The following is an 18,569-nucleotide window of genomic DNA, read 5'->3' on the forward strand; positions in this document are numbered from 1 at the left end:
GACGGGTGGATGGCGAGGGCGCGGCGGGGTCCGGCCCGACGGCGGCCCGCAGCGGCGGCACAGCCGGACGCAGCGGCGGCGCGACGCCCGGCCGCGGCCCGGCCGGCGCCGGCACCCCGGACACCGGCGGCGCGGCGGACGATCGCGGCGCGGCGGCCGGCTCCGGGCCCGGCAGGTCGGCGGGCCCCGGGTCCGGCGCGGACTCCGGCGCGGACCCCGACGCCGGCACGTCGGCGGACCCCGGGCGCGGCAGCTCGGCGGAGTCCGGGCGCGGCACGGGCGGGCGGTCGGCGCCGAGCAGCCGGTCGACCAGGGCGGTGGTGTGCCGCCCGGCCCGGAAGTCCGGGTCGTCCAGGACCCGATGGACGAAGGGAATCGTGGTACGCACCCCCGGGCCGGCGACGTCGAACTCGGCCAGGGCGCGGTCCAGCCGGCGCAGCGCCAGGTCCCGGTCGGGTGCCCAGACCGCGACCTTGGCCAGCAGCGAGTCGTAGTGCGGCCCGACCAGGTAGCCGGGGTGGCCGTGGGTGTCGACCCGGGTGAACGGGCCGCCGGGCGGGACGAAGCGGTCCAGCCGCCCCGGCGTCGGCGCGAAGTCGCGGTACGGGTCCTCGACGTTGACCCGGCACTCGACGGCCACCCCGTGCGGGCGCACGTCCTCCTGCCGGATCCGCAGCGGCAGCCCGGCCGCGACGTGCAACTGCTCGTGCACCAGGTCGATCCCGGTGATCATCTCGGTGACCGGGTGCTCGACCTGGATCCGGCAGTTGATCTCCAGGAAGTGGAACCGTTCCTCGGCGTCGACCAGGAACTCGACCGTGCCCACCCCCGCGAAGCCGACCTCCAACGCCCCGCGCAGCGCGATCTGCGCCATCGCGTCCAGGGTCGCGGCGGACAACGCCGGGGCCGGGGCCTCCTCCACCAACTTCTGGTGCCGCCGCTGCACGGAGCAGTCCCGGGTGCCCAGGTGCACGCCGTTGCCGTGCTGGTCGCAGAGGATCTGCACCTCGACGTGACGGGCCTCGGTCAGGTAACGCTCGACGTACACCCGGTCGTCGCCGAAGGCGGACTGCGCGGCGGCCCGGGTCCGCGCGTACGCCCGGGACAGCTCGGCCGCGCACCGGACCACGGTCATCCCCCGTCCCCCGCCCCCGGCGGCGGCCTTCACGATCACCGGGTAGCCCACCTCGGCGGCGATCTCGGCGGCGTGGGCGGCGCTCGGCACCGGGCTGACACTGCCCGGCGGCAGCGGCAACCCGGCCCGGCTCATCAGCGCCCGCGCCGAGGACTTGTCGGCCAGGGCGGCCATCACCTGCGGCGGCGGCCCGATGAAGGTCAGCCCGTTGTCGGCGCAGATCTCGGCGAAGTCGGCGTCCTCGGAGAGGAACCCGTAGCCGGGGTGCACCGCGTCCGCGCCGACCAGCCGGGCGGCCTCGACGATCGCGGCGGCGTTGAGGTAGCTGCGTCGGCTCAGCGCCGGCCCGATCAGCACGGCCTGGTCGGCCAGGCGCACCGCCGCCGAGTCGGCGTCCGCGGTGGAGTAGACGACCGCCGTACGGATGCCCAGCTCACGGCAGGCGCGCAGCACCCGCACCGCGATCTCGCCCCGGTTGGCGACCAGCACTGTGGAGAACATCCGCACCGCCTCAGGCCGGGTCGAGCGCGACCAGCGGCTGGTCGTACTCCACCGGCCGGCCGTCGTCGACGAGGATCTCGACCACCCGGCCGGCCCGCTCGGCGGTCACCTCGTTCATCAGCTTCATCGCCTCCACGATCCCCACCACCTGCCCGGGCCGGACCAGATCGCCGACCCGGACGAACGGCGCGGCACCCGGCTCGGGGGCGCGGTAGAAGGTGCCGACGATCGGGGAGCGCACCTCGACCCGGCCGGGCGCCGCCGTCGGCGGGGCGGGCGGCGGCGCACCCGACGCCGACGTCTCCGGGACCCGGATCGGCTCCGCCGCGGCGGCGACCCCGTGCCACTCGACCTCCAGCACGGTGTCCCCGCTGCGCAGCCGTACCCGCCGCAGCGGGCCGGCGACCTCGGCGACGAGCTGCCGGGCGTGCCGGCGCAACCCGGCCAGCACGGCGTCCACGTCGTGCGCCGCCGCCGCGCCGTCGGCCTCGCCGGAAACGGCGCCGGCCGGGACGGCGCCGGTGCTCACCGGGCACCCGCCCGTACACCGGTGCGGGCGGCGCCGAAGCGCCGGAAACGCTGCCGTCGACGGCGCACCAGGGTCGCCCTCGGCACGTCCAGCAGCGGCAGCAGGTGGGCCAGCACCGCCTCGCGCAGCAGCCGCGCGGCGGCCTCCGGATCGTGGTGCGCGCCCGGCGCCGGCTCGGCGACGACGTCGTCGACGACACCGAGGCGGCACAGGTCCGGCGCGGTCAGCCGCAGCGCGCGGGCTGCCTGCGGGGCGGCGCCCCGGTCGGGCCACAGGATCGCGGCGCAGCCCTCCGGGCTGATCACCGAGTAGACCGCGTGCTGGAGCATCAGCACCCGGTCGGCGACCGCGAGGGCCAGCGCGCCGCCGCTGCCACCCTCGCCGGTGATCACCGCGACGACCGGGGTGGGCAGCACGCTCAGGGAGAGGATGTTCTCCGCGATGGCGGCCGCCTGGCCCTGCTGCTCGGCGTCCACGCCGGGGTCGGCCCCGGGGGTGTCCACCAGGGTGATCACGGGCAGCCCGAGGCGGGCGGCGAGCCGCATCAGCCGCAACGCCTTGCGGTGCCCGGCCGGGCTGGCCATGCCGAAGTTGCGCGCCACCAGCTCGCCGGTGGTGTGCCCCTTCTGGTGGCCGATCACCATGACGTGCCGGCCGTCGAGCCGGGCCAACCCACCGACGACGGCCGGGCAGTCCCCGCCGAGCCGGTCGCCGTGCAGCTCCACGAACCCGTCGAACGCGGTGTCCAGGTAGTCCAGTGTGGTCGGCCGGCCGGGATGCCGGGCCAGCCGGACCGTTTCCCAGGCGTCGCGGCCCTCCGCCACCGGGGCCGGGCGGGCCGGGCCGTCGGCGGGGCGGGCCGGCGCGGGCGGCGGCTCCTGCCCGGGTACGCCGGGCGGCGTGCCCGGCCGGCGTCCGGCGCGGGCGGCGGCCAGCAGCGCCACCAGCCGACCGCGCAGCGCGTGCCGGGGCACCACCATGTCGACCTGGCCGTGGCGCAGCAGGAACTCGGCGGTCTGGAACCCGTCGGGCAGCTCTCGACCGGTGACCTGCCGGATCACCCGGGGCCCGGCGAAGCCCATCCGCGCCCCGCTCTCGGCGAGCACCACGTCGGTGTTGGTGGCGAACGACGCGGCCACACCCCCGTAGGTGGGGTCGGTGAGCACGCTGACGGTGAGCAGGCCCGCCTCCCGCAGCCCGGCGACGGCCTGGCTGACGGTGGCCATCTGCATCAGCGACAGCGCGCCCTCCTGCATCCGCGCCCCGCCGGACGCGGTGACCAGCACCAGCGGCAGCCGTTCCTCCAACGCCCGTTCGGCGGCGCAGGTGATCAGCTCGCCGACCGCGGAGCCGAGGCTGCCGCCGAGGAACCGGAAGTCCATCACGGCCAGCGCGCAGCGGTTACGGCCGATGGTGGCGGTGCCGCAGACCACCGCCTCGGCCAGCCCGGTGCCGGCGCGGGCGGCGCTGAGCCGGTGCGGATACGGCAGCACGTCGACGAAGCCGATCGGGTCCACCTCGGCCGCGCGCTCGGGCAGCGGGGTGAACGATCCCGGGTCGACCAGCTGGGCCACCCGCACGGGCGCGTCGAGGCGGGCGTGTTCGCCGCACTCGGGGCACACGTCGAGGTTGCGCCGCAGCCGCTTGCGGTACAGCAGCGTGGCGCAGCCGCCGCAGCGTGACCACAACTGCCCCTCACGGGGGGCGGTGACGGTCACGACCGCCGCCCGACGGCGGTGGCGTCGAACCGGTAGAAGCAGCGGGCCATGGCGTCGCGCGGCTCCCGCCACGTCGGCAGGTACGGCGAGACGTAGGGCCGCAGCCGCTCGCTGACCCGGACGAACTCGGGATGGCCCCGGGCCGCCTCGACCGCCCCTTGCGTCGGAGTCTCCGTCTCCAGCAGGTGCACGTACAGGTCGTGCAGCCGGTAGAGCGACCGGTGCCGCACCCCGACCAGTCGGGGCAGCTCGGTCGCGTCGGACTCCGCGAAGATCTCGGCGACCCGCGCCTCGGCGGTCGGGACCACCTTCGCGACGATCAGCGAACGGTCCATGGATGGGCCTCCCCCCACGGCCTCCGGCACGGTGTGGACCGTGCCGGCCGGGCCGGACGACTGGCGACACGATGCGCCGGGCCCCGTCACCGGGGCGTCAACGATCACCCACCAAAGGCCGCCATCGGTGACGGTGCGTTGACGCAACCTGTGTATGAGCTGTGCGAAGATCCACCGACCGCTGTCCCCTCTGACCAGTTCAGAGCGGCATTCACGGAAGCGCGGCCGCCAGCATCCGACACAGAGCAACGTTGACCGAGAGTGACCGTGATTGATAATCTTCGTCACGGTCAGCCCGGTGGCTGCGGCGCGACGCCGTGCCGCGGCGTAGCAACCCGACAGTGGGGTCACGGGCAGCCGCGCCGGGGACACACAATCGGGACCAGGGTTCCACAGGGGGTGCCGCCGTGGCCGCTGATCCGTCCATGTCGACCACCGGGCCACGGCCCGGCACACCGATCTCGCTGCACCTGCTCGGCGGCTTCCAGCTGCAGCACGGCGACCTGCCGATCGTGGTGCCCCGCGGCCTGCAACGGGTGATCGCGCTGATCGGCCTGCACCCCGGGGCCACCCGCAGCCACCTGGCCGGCCTGCTCTGGCCGGACGCGCTGGAGGAGCGGGCGTTGTCGTCCCTGCGCACGGCCCTGTGGCGGCTGCGCCAGGACCCCTGCTGCCCGCTGGTCACCAGCGGCGACACGGTACGCCTCGACCCGGCCGTCCAGGTCGATGTGGACGCCCTGGTCGGCACCGCCGCCCGGGTCCGCGACGGCGACGACCCGTGCACCGCCGAGGCGCTCGCCGCCGGCCGGCACGACCTGCTCCCCGGCTGGTACGACGACTGGGTGCTCGCCGACCGGGAGCGCCTGCGCCAGCTACGCCTGCACATGCTGGAGGACCTGGCCGACCAGCACCTGGCCGCCGGACGGCACGGGGAGGCCCTCGAAGCCGCCCTGGAGGCGATGGCCGCCGAGCCGCTGCGCGAGACCCCGCACCGCCTGGTGGTACGCATCCACCTCGCCGAGGGCAACGCCTTCGAGGCGGTGCACGCCTTCTACGTCTACCGCGACCTGCTCCTGCGGGAACTGCGGCTGGAGCCGTCCACGGCGATGACCGCCCTGCTGAAGGACACCCTCGCGCCCATTCGCGAGGCCACCCGGGAACTGCCCGGCGGCTCCCGCCGACCCCCGACCGCCCGCCTCGGCCATCGCACTCCCTGACCCGCCCCGCCCCGCCGGCGGCCACCCACCGGCCCGGTCGACCACGCCGGTGTGCCGCCACCCGCACCCCGTGATCGGCGGGCCCGCACGACGAAGAACTGCCGGACGGGCCGCAGCGTCACCGGTACGCGGGCAAGCGTGACGGCGAGGTGACAGCGGGCAGGCAGGGTGGGGCGCACAGCAGTCCGAGGCGTCCGAACTCCGGCGGAGCGCCACCGGCGAGAGGGGTCCCATGAGTCGTCTACTGATCGTCAGCAGGATCATCCCCGGCTCGGAGGGGCGGGTGGCACAGATCTTCGCCGAATCCGACGCCACCGAGCTGCCCGCCCTCACCGGCGTCCGGCACCGGTCCCTGTACTGCCTGCACGACCTGTACGTCCATCTGATGGAGACCGAGGACGTGGACCCCGACGCACTGGCCGAGGCCCGCAACCATCCGCTCTACCTACAGGTAAACGAGCGGCTCTCCGCGCACACCTCGCCGTACCTGCCGACCTGGCGCTCGCCGCGCGACGCGATCGCCGGCTGCTTCTACCGCTGGGACGCTGCCGACGTGCCGTCGCCGCGGCCGGCCGGATGACCGGGACGGCCGCCATGGCATCCGGACCACCGCACGTCCTGATCATCGGGGCCGGCACCGGCGGGCTCTGCCTCGCCCACGGCCTGCGTCGCGCCGGCATCAGCGTCGCCGTCTACGAGCGCTACCGCACCCGTGGCGAGGGGCTGCTCGGCTACCGCGTCGGCATCGGACCGACCGGCAGCAAGGCGCTGCGCGAGTGCCTGCCGCCGGAACTGTTCGACGTCTACCTCGCCACCTGCGCCCGCTCCCCCCGCTACTTCAACGTCATCACCCAGCGGTTGCGCCGGACCGCCTCGTTCACCCTCCGGCCGGACACCGACCCGGTCGAGACCGAACGGTCGGTGGCCCGGATGACGCTGCGACAGGTCCTGCTCACCGGCATGGAGGACGTCGTCCACTTCGACAAGACCTTCACCCGGTACGAACAACGCGACGACGGCACGGTCACGGCGCACTTCGCCGACGGCAGCACCGCCACCGGCGACCTGCTGGTGGCCGCCGACGGCACCCACTCCGCGGTCCGCCGCCAGTACCTGCCGCACGCGGTCGTCCGGGACGCCGGCACCATCAACATCGCCACCCGCGTACCGCTGACCGCGCACACCCGCCAACTCCTGCCCGAGCGCGTCGAGAAGGGCATCTCGCTCATCTTCGGCGCCGGCGGAATCATGGGCGTACTGCATGTGATGGAGTTCAAGTGGGACCGCGACGGCGAGATCAAGCCGGACGTCGGCGACGACGACGCCACGCTGCTGCGCAACTGGCCCGGACGCCGGCACGACAACACCCGCGACAACATCAACTTCATCATCTGGAGCACCGCCCGTCGGTTCCCGCCGGACGTCATGCAGCGCCGCGGCGAGGACCTCGTCCAGACCGCCCGCAACCTCACCCGGCACTGGCACCCGAACCTGCGCGAACTGCTCGCCCGCAGCGACCCGGGCAGCGCCCTGCCGATCAGGGTGGCCACCAGCGAACCGGTCCCGGCGTGGAAGAGCAGCACCGTCACGCTGCTCGGCGACGCCATCCACACCATGACCCCCGGTCGCGGGGTGGGCGCGAACACCGCCCTAAGGGACGCCGCGCTGCTCTGCCGGCAGCTCCGACAGGCCGCCGCCGGAGACAAGACCCTGTTGCAGGCCGTCGCCGACTACGAGGCCGCCATGGTGCCGTACGGCTTCGCCCGGGTCGCCGACTCACTCAACCGCAGCGGCACCAGCGGCGACGACCGGATGTACAAGCCCGTCGTCGGCCGGCTCGCCCTGCTCGGCGCGCGCGGCTACTTCGGCGTCACCAGCCGGGTACCCCGACTGGCCCGCAAGTTCGTCAACGACTTCTACACCTATCGGGGCGAAGAGGACTGAGCCGCCCGGCCGGGTCGCGACGACGGCACCGCGTCACGCCCCGGCCGGGTCAGTCGCGACGACCATCGCCCCCGTACCGTCGGTCATCCTGCCACCACCCCCCGACACCAACCGTCCCACCTGCGACGTCGGTGCCGGTCCTCCCTGTCGCCCGACGTGCGCGTGTGCGAAGCTGCGGCGAGTTTTCTTCGCCACTTTCACCGACATACGCAAGAGGGAGGTTCGCCGTGCCGTCGAGTTTCGGGCAATGGCTGATCGTGATCCTGGCCCTGGCGCTGGGCGGTGCCGCCGGCTGGCTGGCCCGTGGCCGGCAGCTGACGGCCGCCGCGCCGAGCGCACCCATCGTGGAGGGTGACCCGGTCGTCGGCCTCACCGAGGTCGAGAAGGCCGAGGCGACGACCGCCACCCTCGACACGCCACGGCCCGAGGCCACCGTGGACCGCTCCCCCGCGCCCGCCGCGGTCGTCGACGAGCCGACCACCCTCGATCTCGCCGCCCCGCCGGCCGCCGCTTCGCCGGCCGCCACCGAGACCGCCGACGAGCCGGCGACCACCGACGCCGACCTGCCGCCGACCGAGGTGCAGGACTCTCCGGTGACGGCCGAGGCCGACGCCCCGGCCGAGGACGCCACGCCTGCCATCCCGGCGCCGCGCGCCGCCGTCGAGGACGCCACGCCGGTCGCGGAAGCCACGCCGGTCGCGGAAGCCACGCCGGTCGCGGACCAGGAGGTCGCCACCCCGGCGACCACCACGCAGCCGGCGGCGAGCACGCCGGAGCCGGCCGCCGCCGAGCCGGCCGTTGTCGCCGAGCCGTCCTCCGGTCCCGTCGCCGCCGAGCCGGCCGTTGTCGCCGAGCCGGCCGCCGTGGCCGAGGACGCCGCAGCGGCGGACGACTTCCGCCGGATCCAGGGTGTCGGGCCGAAGATGGCTGCCGCGCTGCAGGACGCCGGCATCCGCACCTACCGACAGCTCGCCGAGCTGGACGAGGCCGCGTTGCGGGACACCATCCGCGCCGCCGGGCTGCGGGCTGCGGCCAGCCTGGCCACCTGGCCGCAGCAGGCGAAGGTGCTGGCCGGCGCCGGCACCAAGGCCGACGCGGTGCTGCCCGTCCCGACCGGGGCCGGCGAGCAGGGCTGAGCCACACCGGTGGGCGTGCCGGGTTTCGGCACGCCCACCGACTCCGGCCGACGGCGGTTTCCGGCTGGCGTACCCGGTGCCGGGGCTGGGTGGCGGCGTTCACCGTCGCCTTCGTCAGCACGCTGCTGCTCTGGCGGATCTACGTGCACAAGTCGGGCGAACTGCTGCCGCAGGCCATTCAGAGTTCCCGCACCCCGAACAAGTTCCTGCGGACCGCCCCCTACACCCACCTGATGATGGTGGCCGGGGTGGTCACCACCGCGGCCGGCTTCGACCTCGTGCTGCACGAGCCGTCCGGACGTACCCCACCGGCCTGGGCGGCGGTCATCCTGGGCGGCCCGGCCCTGTTCCTGGTGGGCCGCTGCTGCTTCGAGTACGAGGTGTTCAGCCGGGTGTCGCCGTCCCGCCCCGGCGGGCTGCTGGCCCTGCTCACCATCGCGCCGGCGGTGCTCTTCCTACCGCCACTGTTCGCCGCCACCGGGGCGATGGCGGTGCTGGCCGGGGTGGCGGTCGCCGACCACCTGCGCAGTCGGGGTCGACCGCCGGAGGACCCCGCGCCGCCGCACTGACCGGGCGGTGCGTACGCCTCGACCCGCACCCGGGGCCGCCGTACGTGCCGCTGCACGGTCGCCCCGTGCCGCCCTGTCCGGAACGGACGTCGTTTATCCGTTCGCCGTGTCTGGGTACACAGCCGTCACCTCGAACCACCACGACCCGGGAGGCCCCCATGCGCGGAACGTCGATATTCGGAGTCCTCGTCGTCATCTGGCTGCTCATCGGCGCCATCGCCGCCGGCCAGCGCGGCTACTACGGCAACGACGACACCAACTGCGCGGAGGCCGGCACCATCCTGGTGACCATCGTGGCCGGACCGCTGAACTACATCGGCGCCAACCCGAAGGTCGACTGCAAACTCCCCGAGCCGTCCGAGTAGCCGTCCCCGCGCCCTGCCGGCCCGCGCCCATGTCCCGGGGCGCGGGCCGTTCCGTGTCCGCTTACGACCACGGCCGTCACCACCTCTAGAGCGACCTAGGAGGCTGGGTCACGGTTCGATCGTCCGTTCGACCGGCCGCAGCGCGACCCTGCCGTCGCCGGCCGGGGTGAGCTGAGGAGTCATCTGGCGCACGGTCCGGGCCGGCGGCCCTGGACCGCGCACGACAGGGCGCGTCCGCCCGGACCGTGGCCCGGGCGGACGCGCCCTGTGACAGCGAGACCGTCAGCGGAAGCAGTGCGGGATCGGCACCGTGCTGCCCTCGCAGTTGGTCGGGGCGTTGCCGACGATGTCCGTCTCGTCGTCGACGCGGACCCCGGCCTGCGCGGCGAACACCCCGCCCGGCTTCAGAGTGGCGGCGTTCTCGAAGACGCTGCTCTTGAAGACCGAGAGCTTGCCCATGGTGGCGTAGATGCCGCCGGCCTTGGACAGGTTGCCGACCGCGTGGTTGCGGTTGACGTCGGTGGTCCGCACCAGCACGTTCGACTTCTCCGCGTAGATGCCGCCGCCGTGGCCCCGGGCGGTGTTGCCGGCGACGACGCTGTCGTCGAGCGGAAGCAGACCCTGGAAGGTGGAGATCCCGCCGCCGTTGACCGTCGCGGTGTTGTCCCGGATCTTCATGCCCCGCAGGATGATCACCGCGTCGCTGTTGGCGATGCCGCCGCCGGTCTGGGCGGTGTTGCCGATGACTGCGGTGTCGGCCACCTTCGTCCGGGCCGAGAAGCTCGCGATGCCGCCGCCCTGCGCCGCGTTGTTGTGCACGAAGGTGGCGCCGTCGACCTCCGCCGCCGCGCGGAAGTTGCCGAGGCCACCGCCGTACGCGACGGCGCTGTTGTCGCGGAACTCCGACTTGCGCAGGGTGAGCACGCCACCGTTGAGCAGGCCCCCGCCCTTGCCCGCGGCCCCGGCGGCCCGGTTGCCGATGAAGGTGCTCTCGTCGACCACCAGGTTGCCGTCGTTGAAGACGCCGCCGCCACCACTCTCGGCCGAGAGCGAGGTGCTCTGGACGACGGTGACCCGGGTCAGCACGGCGGCCGCGCCGTGCACGACGTGGACGCTGCCACCCTCGCCGGTCGACTTTCCGTTGCGCAGGGTGACGTCGCTGAGGAACAGCTCTCCGCCGTCACGGACGGTGAAGAACCGGAACGCCTCGGCGTTGCCACCCCGCTCGATGGTGGCGCCGGCCCCCCGGATGGTCACCGGCTGGTAGATCACCGGCAGCCCGGTGGCGTCGTCGCGCGGGTCGCGCGGGGGCGCCTCGGCGTCGCCGGGCTGCTCGGCGGCGTCGTTGGCCTCCCGGGCGTCCCGGAGGCCGCCGTCCCACTCCTCGTTCTGCAGGAAGGCGTGCCCGAGCGTGTACGTGCACTTCGGCGCGAGCTGGAGCACCGCCCCGCCCTCCGCGTTGGCGCGGACCAGCGCGGCGATCAACTTGGTCGCCTCACAGGGCACGAAGATCGGCTTGCGGTCGTCGTGCCGCCCACCGGGCGGCGCGGGCCTGCCTCGCTCGTGGTTCTGCTCGCGACCGGTGTCGGGGCGCTCCCACCGGCCGCCGTCGTCCTTGGTGACGGCGCTGGTCGGGGCGCCCAGTTTGGCGAAGGAGAGACCCCGGTCGGCGGCCATCGCGGCGACGCCGGTCAGCCCTGCCGCTCCCGCCACCAGGCTTCCCGCCACCAGGCCGCCCGCCAGAAACCACCCGGGCCGGCGCCCGGGGCGTGCTGCGCGCCGGCCTCCTCGGTACGTGGACATGGCGCTTCCTACCTCTCGTGCGTGCGATACACGGCCGCACCGAATCGGGCGCGGGGTAGCTGAGATCCCCTCAGCTACCGAAGGTCACCATACGACCGCAGATCGGGCAGAGTTCGTGAAAGCGAATAAAGCTGAGATTCGCGTTATCCGCCCCAGGGCAGCCTGAATCAGGCGTAGCGTCCCGAGGGACCGCAGGACGGCGTCAACCGCCGACGCGGATGCCCGGACCCCGGGACGGGTCCGGCTCGGTCTTCGCGAAGGATCTCCCGGACCACCGGTGGCGTGTCGCCCCGACCGGGGATCAGGTACCGCAGCAGGTGGGCGACAAGCCCAACCTGCTCGCCACGGCGCCGGTCAGCCTGGCGGCGGCTCCCGCAGGACCCGCTGCAGCGCCTCGGGGTCCCCGACGGTCACGGTGGCCGCCGAATGCCGCAGCCACGGCCCGGGCACCAGGGCCGGGACGCCCTCGGCGAAGCGGACACAGACCCCCGCCGCCGTGCTGCTGCCGAAGGAGACCCCGCCGTCGGCCAGCGACAGGTGCGGCCCGACCGCCCGCCACCAGCGGTACGGCCCACCGAGCTCCGCACCGGCGACGTTGGCGCGCGGGGTACGCAGCCGCCACGGCCCGAAGCGGATCTCCAACGCCTCGTCGTCGACGACCACCCAGGAGGTCTCCGGCCGGACGCCGAGCAGCGCCAGCGGGACCCGGAAGGCCGGGTCGAACCGGAACGCCGAGCGGTGCGCGGGCATGCCCCGGCGTACCCGGTGCGGGGCGGCCGACACGCAGGGTGCGGGCCCGGGCCTCGGGGTGCGCGTCGAGGTACCCGGCGACTCCCCCGCCAGACGGGCCGTCCCCGGTGAGGATCCCGGCAGGGGCTGCTCGATCACTCCGACGTCCGGCCCGGGCGGACGCGTCCCCGCGCCCCGGTTCCCGGAGCGCGGGGACCCCCCGTCCCGGCTACTGCAGGAACGCCCCCAGCGGCGAGAGCAGCAGCCGGCCGAGCGCGGCGGCGTTGTCGTCCAACCGCGCGCGCTCGCAGTCCCGGGCGTTCGGGTCGTGCCGGCAGCGCCAGATCTTCTGCGCGTTGCGCCAGGCCACGTCCCGGGTGTACTCCACCAGTTCGCCCTGGTACCAGTCGTCGATGTCGCCGTTGAGCATGTCCAGCAGGAGCTGCCAGCGCTCCAGGTAGCCCCGGCGCAGCGACGGGATCTTGTCGGCGAAGATGTCGTTGATCTTCAGGTAGTCGCGGTGCTGGTCGCTGCCGTCGACCGGCTCCGACTCCAGGTGGCTGAAGGTGGTCACCAGCGCGAACGGCAGGTCGAAGTTGATGTGGGCGTTCACCCCCGCCGCCGCCGAGGGCAGCGGCCGGGCGTCCGGGCCGCGCATCCGCCTGAACAGGCAGGCCCACGCCTTCGGCGTGGTCGGGCTGGACTCCGTCCACATGCGCAACGCGTCGAAGTACCGCGCGGCGAACTCCACGTCGAGCCGGGAGAGGAACACCGGGTCGGCGAAGAAGTCGTCGTACAGTCCCTCCAGCACGCTGGTGGTGATGGTCAGGTACAGCTTGTTGAAGTCGGCCAGCGGGCAGCTGGCCTCCAACGGGGGCAGCCGGACCAGCAGGTCCTGGAGTTTGGTGAGGTGGTCCACCACCGCCGGCACGTCCTCCGGATGGTCGGCGAGCAGGCCGACGATGTCCGCGTGGACGGGGCCCCAGACCGGCTCCGTCATGTCTCCTCCACTGTGTCAGGGGCGACCCCGTGCCGTCGTCTCTCGGTGCCAGAGCCTGCCAGCGGCCGACGCCGGTGGGATCAGTAGAACGACGTATTCGCGCCGGACGGGCGTACGTCACTCGCCCCGGGTGCGCAGGAGGATCGCGCTGGCCTGCACCCGGGTACGGACCTGGAGCTTGTCGAAGATGTGCGAGACGTGCACCCCGATGGTCCGTTCGCTGATGAACAGCCGCTGGCCGATCTCCTTGTTGGTCAACCCCTCGGCGACCGCGGCCAGCACCTCACGTTCCCGGGCGGTGAGCAGCGCCAGCTCGTCGCTGGCCGGCTGACCCCGGGTTGCGGACCGGCCGGCGGGCTGCGCCCGCTCCTCCAGGTCGACCCGAGCGCGACCGGCGAGGGTCCTGATCTCGCTGGTCAGCGGCACCGCGCCGAGCCCCTGCGCCATCTCGTACGCCCGCCGCAGCAGCTTCGCGGCGGTGGCGTTGCGGCTGCGCCGCGCCAGCAGCGCCTCGGCCTGACGCAGCCGCGAGTACGCCGCCGGGTACGGGTGGTTGCGCCGATCCCACTCGAGGGCCGACCGGGCCCACGCGTCCGGGTCACCGCGACCGTCGAGCCGGCTCAGCTCCGCCGTGCAGAGGGCGAGGAAACCGTCGGCGACGTAACGGACCGGGCGGGCCGCCGTCCCGCTCTTCGTCGCCACCCGGTCAACGGCGTCACGCAGCCGGCGCAGGGCGGTCTCGTCGACCGGCACGGTACGGCTGGCGAGTGCCTCCGCCTCCGCCCGCAACCCGTGCCAGGCCAGCGTGGCCAGCAGCACCACGTCGTCGGAGCGGCTCTCGGTCAGACCGCGCTGCACCGCCTGCCGGGCGACGTCGTGCCGCCCCTGCCACATGGCCAGCCCGGCACGAAGGATCAGCATCGGCAGCACGTGCCGGGGTGCGCCGCCGCCGGCGAGCATGGTCGCCACCGCCTCCAGGTCCCGGTCGGAGGCCTCGATGTCGCCGTACCCGACGGAGAGCCGGCAGCGGGCCAGCAGCAGTTCCACCGCGTCCGCGCCGGACGGGCGGTGCCGCAGCGCCGCCGCGACCACCTTCTCCGCCTCGGCCCACTGCCCCACCCGGAACAGCCCGTTGGTGGCGATGGCGAGCAGCCGCGTCTCGTAGGTGCGCCCCAACCCCAGCTCGGCGACCCGCTCGGCGCCCCGGCGGGCCACCACCACACCCTCCTCGAGGATGTTCAACGGCCCGGTCAGCAGCTCCGCCAGGTGCAGGTACGCGCACGCGACGTCCTCGGGCCGGCCGGCCCGCTCGGCGATCTCCAGCGCCCGCCGCACCACCGCCAGTCCGGCGTCCGGGTCCTCCAGGAACGCCTCGCTGAAGCCGAGCGCCGAGCTGGCGAGGACCACCTCGGTGGTGCTGCCGTCGACCTTCGCCGCGAGTTCCAGCGCCTCCCGCGCGCGCCGGCCGGCGTCGGCGTACCGCCCCAGGTGCAGCAGCAGCTCGGCCAGGTGCGCCGCAGCGGTGGCCCGTTCCCGGGCGGTGCAGTCGGGAGCCGCCAGGACCCGCTGATACTCCGCCTCGGCGGGGGCGGAGCGGCCGGCGGCGGCCAGGTAGCGGGCCCGCCGGATGCGCACCGCGCAGGACGGCTCGGTCTCCTCCGCCCCGGCCAGCTCCGCCAGCAGGGACAGCGCCCGGGCGTGCTCACCGCACTGGTGGGCGGTCTCGGCGGCGTGCTCCAGCAGCGCCGCCCGGTCGACGTCGCCCGGCACGGGGCCGGTCGGAGGACCGGCCGGGGTGGACGCCAGCCGCAACGCCACCGACCAGTGCCGGTGTGCCTCGGCGAAACCGTGCAGCCGCTCGGCCTCGCGGGCGGCGGCCATCGCGGCCGGCAGGGCGCGGCCGGGCTCACCGGCCAGCCGCCAGTGGTGCGCCAGCCGGGCCTGGTGCAGCTCGGCCGGGGCCCGGGTGAGCGCCTCCGCGTACCGCCGGTGCAGGGCGGAACGTTCCGCCGGGAGCAGCTCGTCCTCCAGCACCTCGGCGACGAGCCGGTGACGCAGCCGGTAGCCGTCGTCGGCGGAGACGATCAGGCGGTGGGCCACGGCGGCGCGGGCCGCCTCGATCAGCTCCTGCTCCGGCAGGGCCAGCACCTCGGCCAGCAACCAGTGCTCGACCGGCTCCACCCCGGCGGCGACGGCGTGCACCACCGCGTGCGCGTGCTGGGGCAGCGCGTCGACCCGGGTCAGGAAGATCTCCCGCAGCGTGTCGGAGAGCCCGTCCCGGCCGTCCCGCAGGTCACGGGCCAACTCCTCGACCACGAACGGGTTGCCGCCGCTGCGCTGCCAGACCTGCTCGGCCGCCTCTGGGGTCAGCGGGGCGCCGACGATCGCGGCGGCGAGCCGGTCGGTGTCCGCGCGGTCCAGCGGGGCCAGGTCGAGTACCCGCACCGACCGCAGTCGACGCAGCTCGGTGAGCACCCGGCGCAGCGGGTGGGCGCCCTGCAACGACTCGGCCCGGACCGCGGCGAGCACGGAGAGCTGGAGGTCGCCCAGACCGGCGAGGAGGTACAGCAGCAGCTGCCGGGTGCTCCGGTCGACCCACTGGAGGTCGTCGAGGACCAGCACCAGGGGGCGGCCCTCGGCGATCAGGCTCAGCCCTCGGGAGACCCGTTCGAGCAGCGTTCCGCCGTCCGGCGTCGCCGGCTCCTCGGCGAACATCCCCAGCAGGCCGCGGACCGCCGACGAGGTGCGGGCCTGGGCGGCGGTCAGGTCGGCGTCGAAGCGGCGCAGCGCCTGCAGCACCGGGTGCAGGGGCGAGGCGTCGCCGATGTCCAGGCAGGAGCCGGTCAGCACGACCGCTCCCGCGTCACGCAGCCGCGCCCCGGCCTCGTGCAGGAGGCGGGACTTGCCCACCCCGCTCTCGCCGCTGACGAAGACCGCCGCGGTCTGCCCCGGGCCCAGCTCGCCGAGGAGCGCGGAGCGCAGCATGGTCAGCTGGTCGGCACGGCCGACGAGCGGTGCGGTGTCCACATCGCTGGCCATGCTCGCAGCCTAGTCACAGGTCCCCGGACCGTCCTACGGGATTGATCCCGCTGTGGTACCTCTCGCGTCGACATTGCGACCAAAGGTTGCGGCCGGCCGACATACGTCGTTCTGCAGATCCCCTGTCGGCCCGGTGGTGACAGTCTCCGGAGGTCGTCAGGCACCGCGGCTGGGGGAAAGGTGGGTGCGATGCCACTGTCCACGATCGTCACCGGTCGGAAAGACGTCACCATGCCGGCCTGGCCGGTGCCGGAGGAGCGGCGCACGGTCACCGTGCTCTTCGCCGACATCATCGGTTCCACGACACTGACCGAGCGGCTCGACCCGGAGGACGTGCGGGCCCTGCAACGGGCGTACTTCGACACCGTCGCCGGAGTGCTGCGGCGGTGGCACGGCGTGGTGGAGAAGTACGTCGGCGACGCGGTGATGGCGCTGTTCGGCGCCCGCCGCTCCGACGGGCTCGACGCGTACCGGGCGGTGCGGGCCGGGTTGGCGATCCAGCGGGCGCTGGACCGGCGGCCGATGCCGGGGGGCGTACGGCTGCGGGTGCGGGTCGGGATCGCCACCGGCGAGGCGATGGTCGACCTGGCCGCCGCCCGCGACGGCGGCCACTTCGCTGCCAGCGGCGCGGTGACCACCACCGCCGCCCGTTTGCAGGAGTACGCCACGGCGGGCGGCGTGGTCGTCTGCGCGGCCACCCACCGGGCCACCGCCGGGCTGGTCGACCAGCACGCGCTCGCCCCGGCGGCACTCGCCGGCAAGGCGCTTCCGGTGGACGTCTGGCGGGTCACCGCGGCGGCCCGGCCCCGGCCGGCGCGGCACGAGGGGCCGCTGGTGGGCCGGCGACGCGAGCTGGCCACCGCCCAGGACCAGCTCGTGCGCGCCGCCCGGGAACGCCGGCCCCGCTGGGTGTCGCTGGTCGGCCCGGACGGCATCGGGCGCAGCCGGCTGCTGCACGAGTTGCGCCGCACGGTGCGGCAGGTGGACGGGACGCCGGTGCGCTGGGGCGTGACGCACTGCCCGCCGTACCCGGAGGGGTCGCTCGCCCCGCTCGCCGACCTGGTCCGTGACCTCGCCGGGGTGGGCGGGACGGACCCGGCCCCGCTGGTCCGCCGGCGGCTGGCCGCCCTGGTGGACGGCCTGGGGCGGCCCGCCCGGTCGGCGTCGACCGTGGCGGCGCTGGCGGCGCTGCTGGCCCGGGACGACGCGGTGAGCGCGACCCGCGGCGCGGCCGCCTGCCGGCAGGTGCTGCTGGCGCTGGCCGCCCGGCAGCCGCTGGTGGTCGCGGTCGACGACCTCGACCGCGCCGCCCCCGAGCTGGGACGGTTCCTGCACACCCTGTTCGCGGCGGCCACCCTGCGCGGGCTGCCGCTGGCGGTGGTGGCCACCCACCGGCCGCACCGGGCCGACCTGCTGCCCGGCCCCACCGACCGGTGCTGCCGGGTGGCGCTGTCGCCGCTCGGCACGGTCGACAGCGGACGGCTGCTGCGGCGGATGCTGACCCGCTCCGGCCGCCCGGCCGCGTTGGCCGCCCGGCTGCTGCCCCTGGTCGCCGGCATCCCCGGCCACGCCGCCGCCTACGTGGCCGACACCGGCCGGGCCGCAGACGTCCGGGCGGCCGGCTCTCCGGACGCCGCCGCACGCCCGTGGCCCACTGCAACTGCGGCGGAGCCGACGCTGCCCGAGTCGGTACGACGGGTGGCCGGCGCCCGGCTGGACCGTCTCGACGGCGCGGGCCGGGCGGTGCTGATGGCCGGCGCGACCCTCGGCGGGGAGTTCACCCCGACGGCGGTCGACCGGCTGCTCGGCTGGTCGAGCGGCCTGGCGGCGGCGGCGCTCGGCCGGCTCGCCGGGGAGGAACTGCTGCGACCCGCGCCGGGCGGCCGGTACGTGATCGTGGACCCCGCCGTGCGCCGGGTCGCCTACGACCGGCTGCCACGGGCGGTGCGGGCCGAGTTCATCCGGCGGGCCCGGGCGTACCTCGCACCGACCGGTGCCGCCCAGGGCGACCGGTCGCCGGCCACCGGGGCGGCTCAGGGCCCCCTGGCCGACCCCGGCCGCCGGCCCGAGGGCCCGGTGCGCCGGCCGGCCGCGCCTGCCGCAGCCACGGCGGTCGCCCGTCGACCGGGCAGGTCCGCCGGGCACGCGAACGCCGTCCCGCACGCCGGTGGCGCACTCGCGCCGGCGTCCACGATGGTCGACCAGGGCGCCGCCGGACTCGACGAACTGTCCGGCCCGACCGGGCGGCGACGCCCACCCTGGTCGCCCGGGTTCGTGCCGGCCGCCGTCGCCGTCCCGTCGTCACCCGCCGCCGTCGCCCTGCCGCCGTCACCGGCCACCCCGGTCGCCGTCGCCCTCCACCGGTCACCGGCCGCCTTTGACGCCGCTCTCCCGCCGTCACCGGCCGTCGTCACCCTTCCCCGGTCACCGGTCGCCGCCGTTCTCCCGCCGTCATCCGTCGTCACCGGTGGATCGGTCGGGTGGACCGGCGCCCCCGCGCCACCGCTCGTCGCCGGACCGGCGCGGCCCCGCGCGGCGTGACGCGTCGA

The 18,569-nt window shown here is 75.1% G+C and carries 14 protein-coding genes and 1 pseudogene; 7 read left to right on the forward strand and 8 right to left on the reverse strand.

What is annotated here, in order from left to right; translation table 11 throughout:
* Nucleotides 1–268: 268 nt before the first annotated feature.
* The 4 genes and pseudogenes from GA0070560_RS08330 to GA0070560_RS08345 all read right to left on the reverse strand — a co-directional run.
* A pseudogene (locus GA0070560_RS08330) lies at nt 269–1,636 on the reverse strand (acetyl-CoA carboxylase biotin carboxylase subunit); the annotation flags it as partial.
* Between the two features lie 10 nt (nt 1,637–1,646).
* A complete protein-coding gene (accB, locus tag GA0070560_RS08335; protein WP_091293387.1) occupies nt 1,647–2,165 on the reverse strand; it encodes an acetyl-CoA carboxylase biotin carboxyl carrier protein in 519 nt (172 codons plus the stop codon).
* Entirely contained in the window at nt 2,162–3,883 is a 1,722-nt protein-coding gene (locus GA0070560_RS08340) for an acetyl-CoA carboxylase carboxyltransferase subunit alpha (RefSeq protein WP_091293388.1), read from the reverse strand. Before GA0070560_RS08340 ends, accB begins: the two co-directional genes overlap by 4 nt.
* Nucleotides 3,880–4,218, reverse strand: a complete 339-nt coding sequence (locus GA0070560_RS08345) for a TcmI family type II polyketide cyclase (RefSeq protein ID WP_091293390.1) — start codon at nt 4,216–4,218, stop codon at nt 3,880–3,882. The genes GA0070560_RS08340 and GA0070560_RS08345 overlap by 4 nt, the downstream gene beginning before the upstream one ends.
* 407 nt (nt 4,219–4,625) lie before the next feature.
* Here GA0070560_RS08345 and GA0070560_RS08350 point away from each other — a divergent pair, with 407 nt between their 5' ends.
* From GA0070560_RS08350 to GA0070560_RS08375, 6 genes are all read left to right on the forward strand, one after another.
* The gene (locus GA0070560_RS08350; RefSeq protein ID WP_091293392.1) at nt 4,626–5,435 is read left to right on the forward strand and encodes an AfsR/SARP family transcriptional regulator; all 810 of its coding nucleotides are present in this window, start codon (nt 4,626–4,628) and stop codon (nt 5,433–5,435) included.
* Between the two features lie 232 nt (nt 5,436–5,667).
* A complete protein-coding gene (locus tag GA0070560_RS08355; RefSeq protein ID WP_091293394.1) occupies nt 5,668–6,015 on the forward strand; it encodes a TcmI family type II polyketide cyclase in 348 nt (115 codons plus the stop codon).
* A 14-nt stretch (nt 6,016–6,029) separates the two neighbouring features.
* A complete protein-coding gene (locus tag GA0070560_RS08360) occupies nt 6,030–7,379 on the forward strand; it encodes an FAD-dependent oxidoreductase (protein ID WP_091293701.1) in 1,350 nt (449 codons plus the stop codon).
* A 227-nt stretch (nt 7,380–7,606) separates the two neighbouring features.
* Complete coding sequence (locus GA0070560_RS08365; RefSeq protein ID WP_091293395.1) at nt 7,607–8,515, forward strand: helix-hairpin-helix domain-containing protein; 909 nt, start codon at nt 7,607–7,609, stop codon at nt 8,513–8,515.
* Between the two features lie 89 nt (nt 8,516–8,604).
* On the forward strand, nt 8,605–9,084 hold the full coding sequence (locus GA0070560_RS08370) for a low temperature requirement protein A (RefSeq protein WP_245675419.1): 480 nt from the start codon (nt 8,605–8,607) through the stop codon (nt 9,082–9,084).
* Nucleotides 9,085–9,242: 158 nt separating this feature from the next.
* On the forward strand, nt 9,243–9,449 hold the full coding sequence (locus GA0070560_RS08375; protein ID WP_091293397.1) for a hypothetical protein: 207 nt from the start codon (nt 9,243–9,245) through the stop codon (nt 9,447–9,449).
* A gap of 282 nt (nt 9,450–9,731) precedes the next feature.
* Here the strand turns inward: GA0070560_RS08375 and GA0070560_RS08380 are convergent, their stop codons facing one another.
* From GA0070560_RS08380 to GA0070560_RS08395, 4 genes are all read right to left on the reverse strand, one after another.
* Nucleotides 9,732–11,252, reverse strand: coding sequence for a right-handed parallel beta-helix repeat-containing protein (locus tag GA0070560_RS08380; RefSeq protein WP_091293398.1), 1,521 nt, complete (start codon nt 11,250–11,252; stop codon nt 9,732–9,734).
* A gap of 354 nt (nt 11,253–11,606) precedes the next feature.
* On the reverse strand, nt 11,607–12,035 hold the full coding sequence (locus tag GA0070560_RS08385; protein WP_245675420.1) for a hypothetical protein: 429 nt from the start codon (nt 12,033–12,035) through the stop codon (nt 11,607–11,609).
* A 175-nt stretch (nt 12,036–12,210) separates the two neighbouring features.
* A complete protein-coding gene (locus GA0070560_RS08390) occupies nt 12,211–12,981 on the reverse strand; it encodes a DUF5995 family protein (protein WP_091293399.1) in 771 nt (256 codons plus the stop codon).
* Between the two features lie 117 nt (nt 12,982–13,098).
* Nucleotides 13,099–16,020, reverse strand: coding sequence for a helix-turn-helix transcriptional regulator (locus GA0070560_RS08395; protein ID WP_091293400.1), 2,922 nt, complete (start codon nt 16,018–16,020; stop codon nt 13,099–13,101).
* Between the two features lie 189 nt (nt 16,021–16,209).
* Between GA0070560_RS08395 and GA0070560_RS08400 the strand changes: the two genes are divergently transcribed.
* Nucleotides 16,210–18,561 (forward strand): adenylate/guanylate cyclase domain-containing protein, encoded by a 2,352-nt coding sequence (locus tag GA0070560_RS08400; RefSeq protein WP_211565774.1) that lies wholly within the window; start codon nt 16,210–16,212, stop codon nt 18,559–18,561.
* Nucleotides 18,562–18,569: the final 8 nt, after the last annotated feature.

Source organism: Micromonospora halophytica, from assembly GCF_900090245.1.
Lineage (GTDB): Bacteria > Actinomycetota > Actinomycetes > Mycobacteriales > Micromonosporaceae > Micromonospora > Micromonospora halophytica.

Bases quoted from the DNA above. Each gene is read 5' to 3' on its own strand.
- GA0070560_RS08345 (WP_091293390.1), bottom strand. From the start codon at position 4,218: ATGGACCGTTCGCTGATCGTCGCGAAGGTGGTCCCGACCGCCGAGGCG.
- GA0070560_RS08395 (WP_091293400.1), bottom strand. From the start codon at position 16,020: ATGGCCAGCGATGTGGACACCGCACCGCTCGTCGGCCGTGCCGACCAG.
- GA0070560_RS08375 (WP_091293397.1), top strand. From the start codon at position 9,243: ATGCGCGGAACGTCGATATTCGGAGTCCTCGTCGTCATCTGGCTGCTC.
- GA0070560_RS08380 (WP_091293398.1), bottom strand. From the start codon at position 11,252: ATGTCCACGTACCGAGGAGGCCGGCGCGCAGCACGCCCCGGGCGCCGG.
- GA0070560_RS08390 (WP_091293399.1), bottom strand. From the start codon at position 12,981: ATGACGGAGCCGGTCTGGGGCCCCGTCCACGCGGACATCGTCGGCCTG.
- GA0070560_RS08400 (WP_211565774.1), top strand. From the start codon at position 16,210: ATGCCACTGTCCACGATCGTCACCGGTCGGAAAGACGTCACCATGCCG.
- GA0070560_RS08355 (WP_091293394.1), top strand. From the start codon at position 5,668: ATGAGTCGTCTACTGATCGTCAGCAGGATCATCCCCGGCTCGGAGGGG.
- GA0070560_RS08360 (WP_091293701.1), top strand. From the start codon at position 6,030: ATGGCATCCGGACCACCGCACGTCCTGATCATCGGGGCCGGCACCGGC.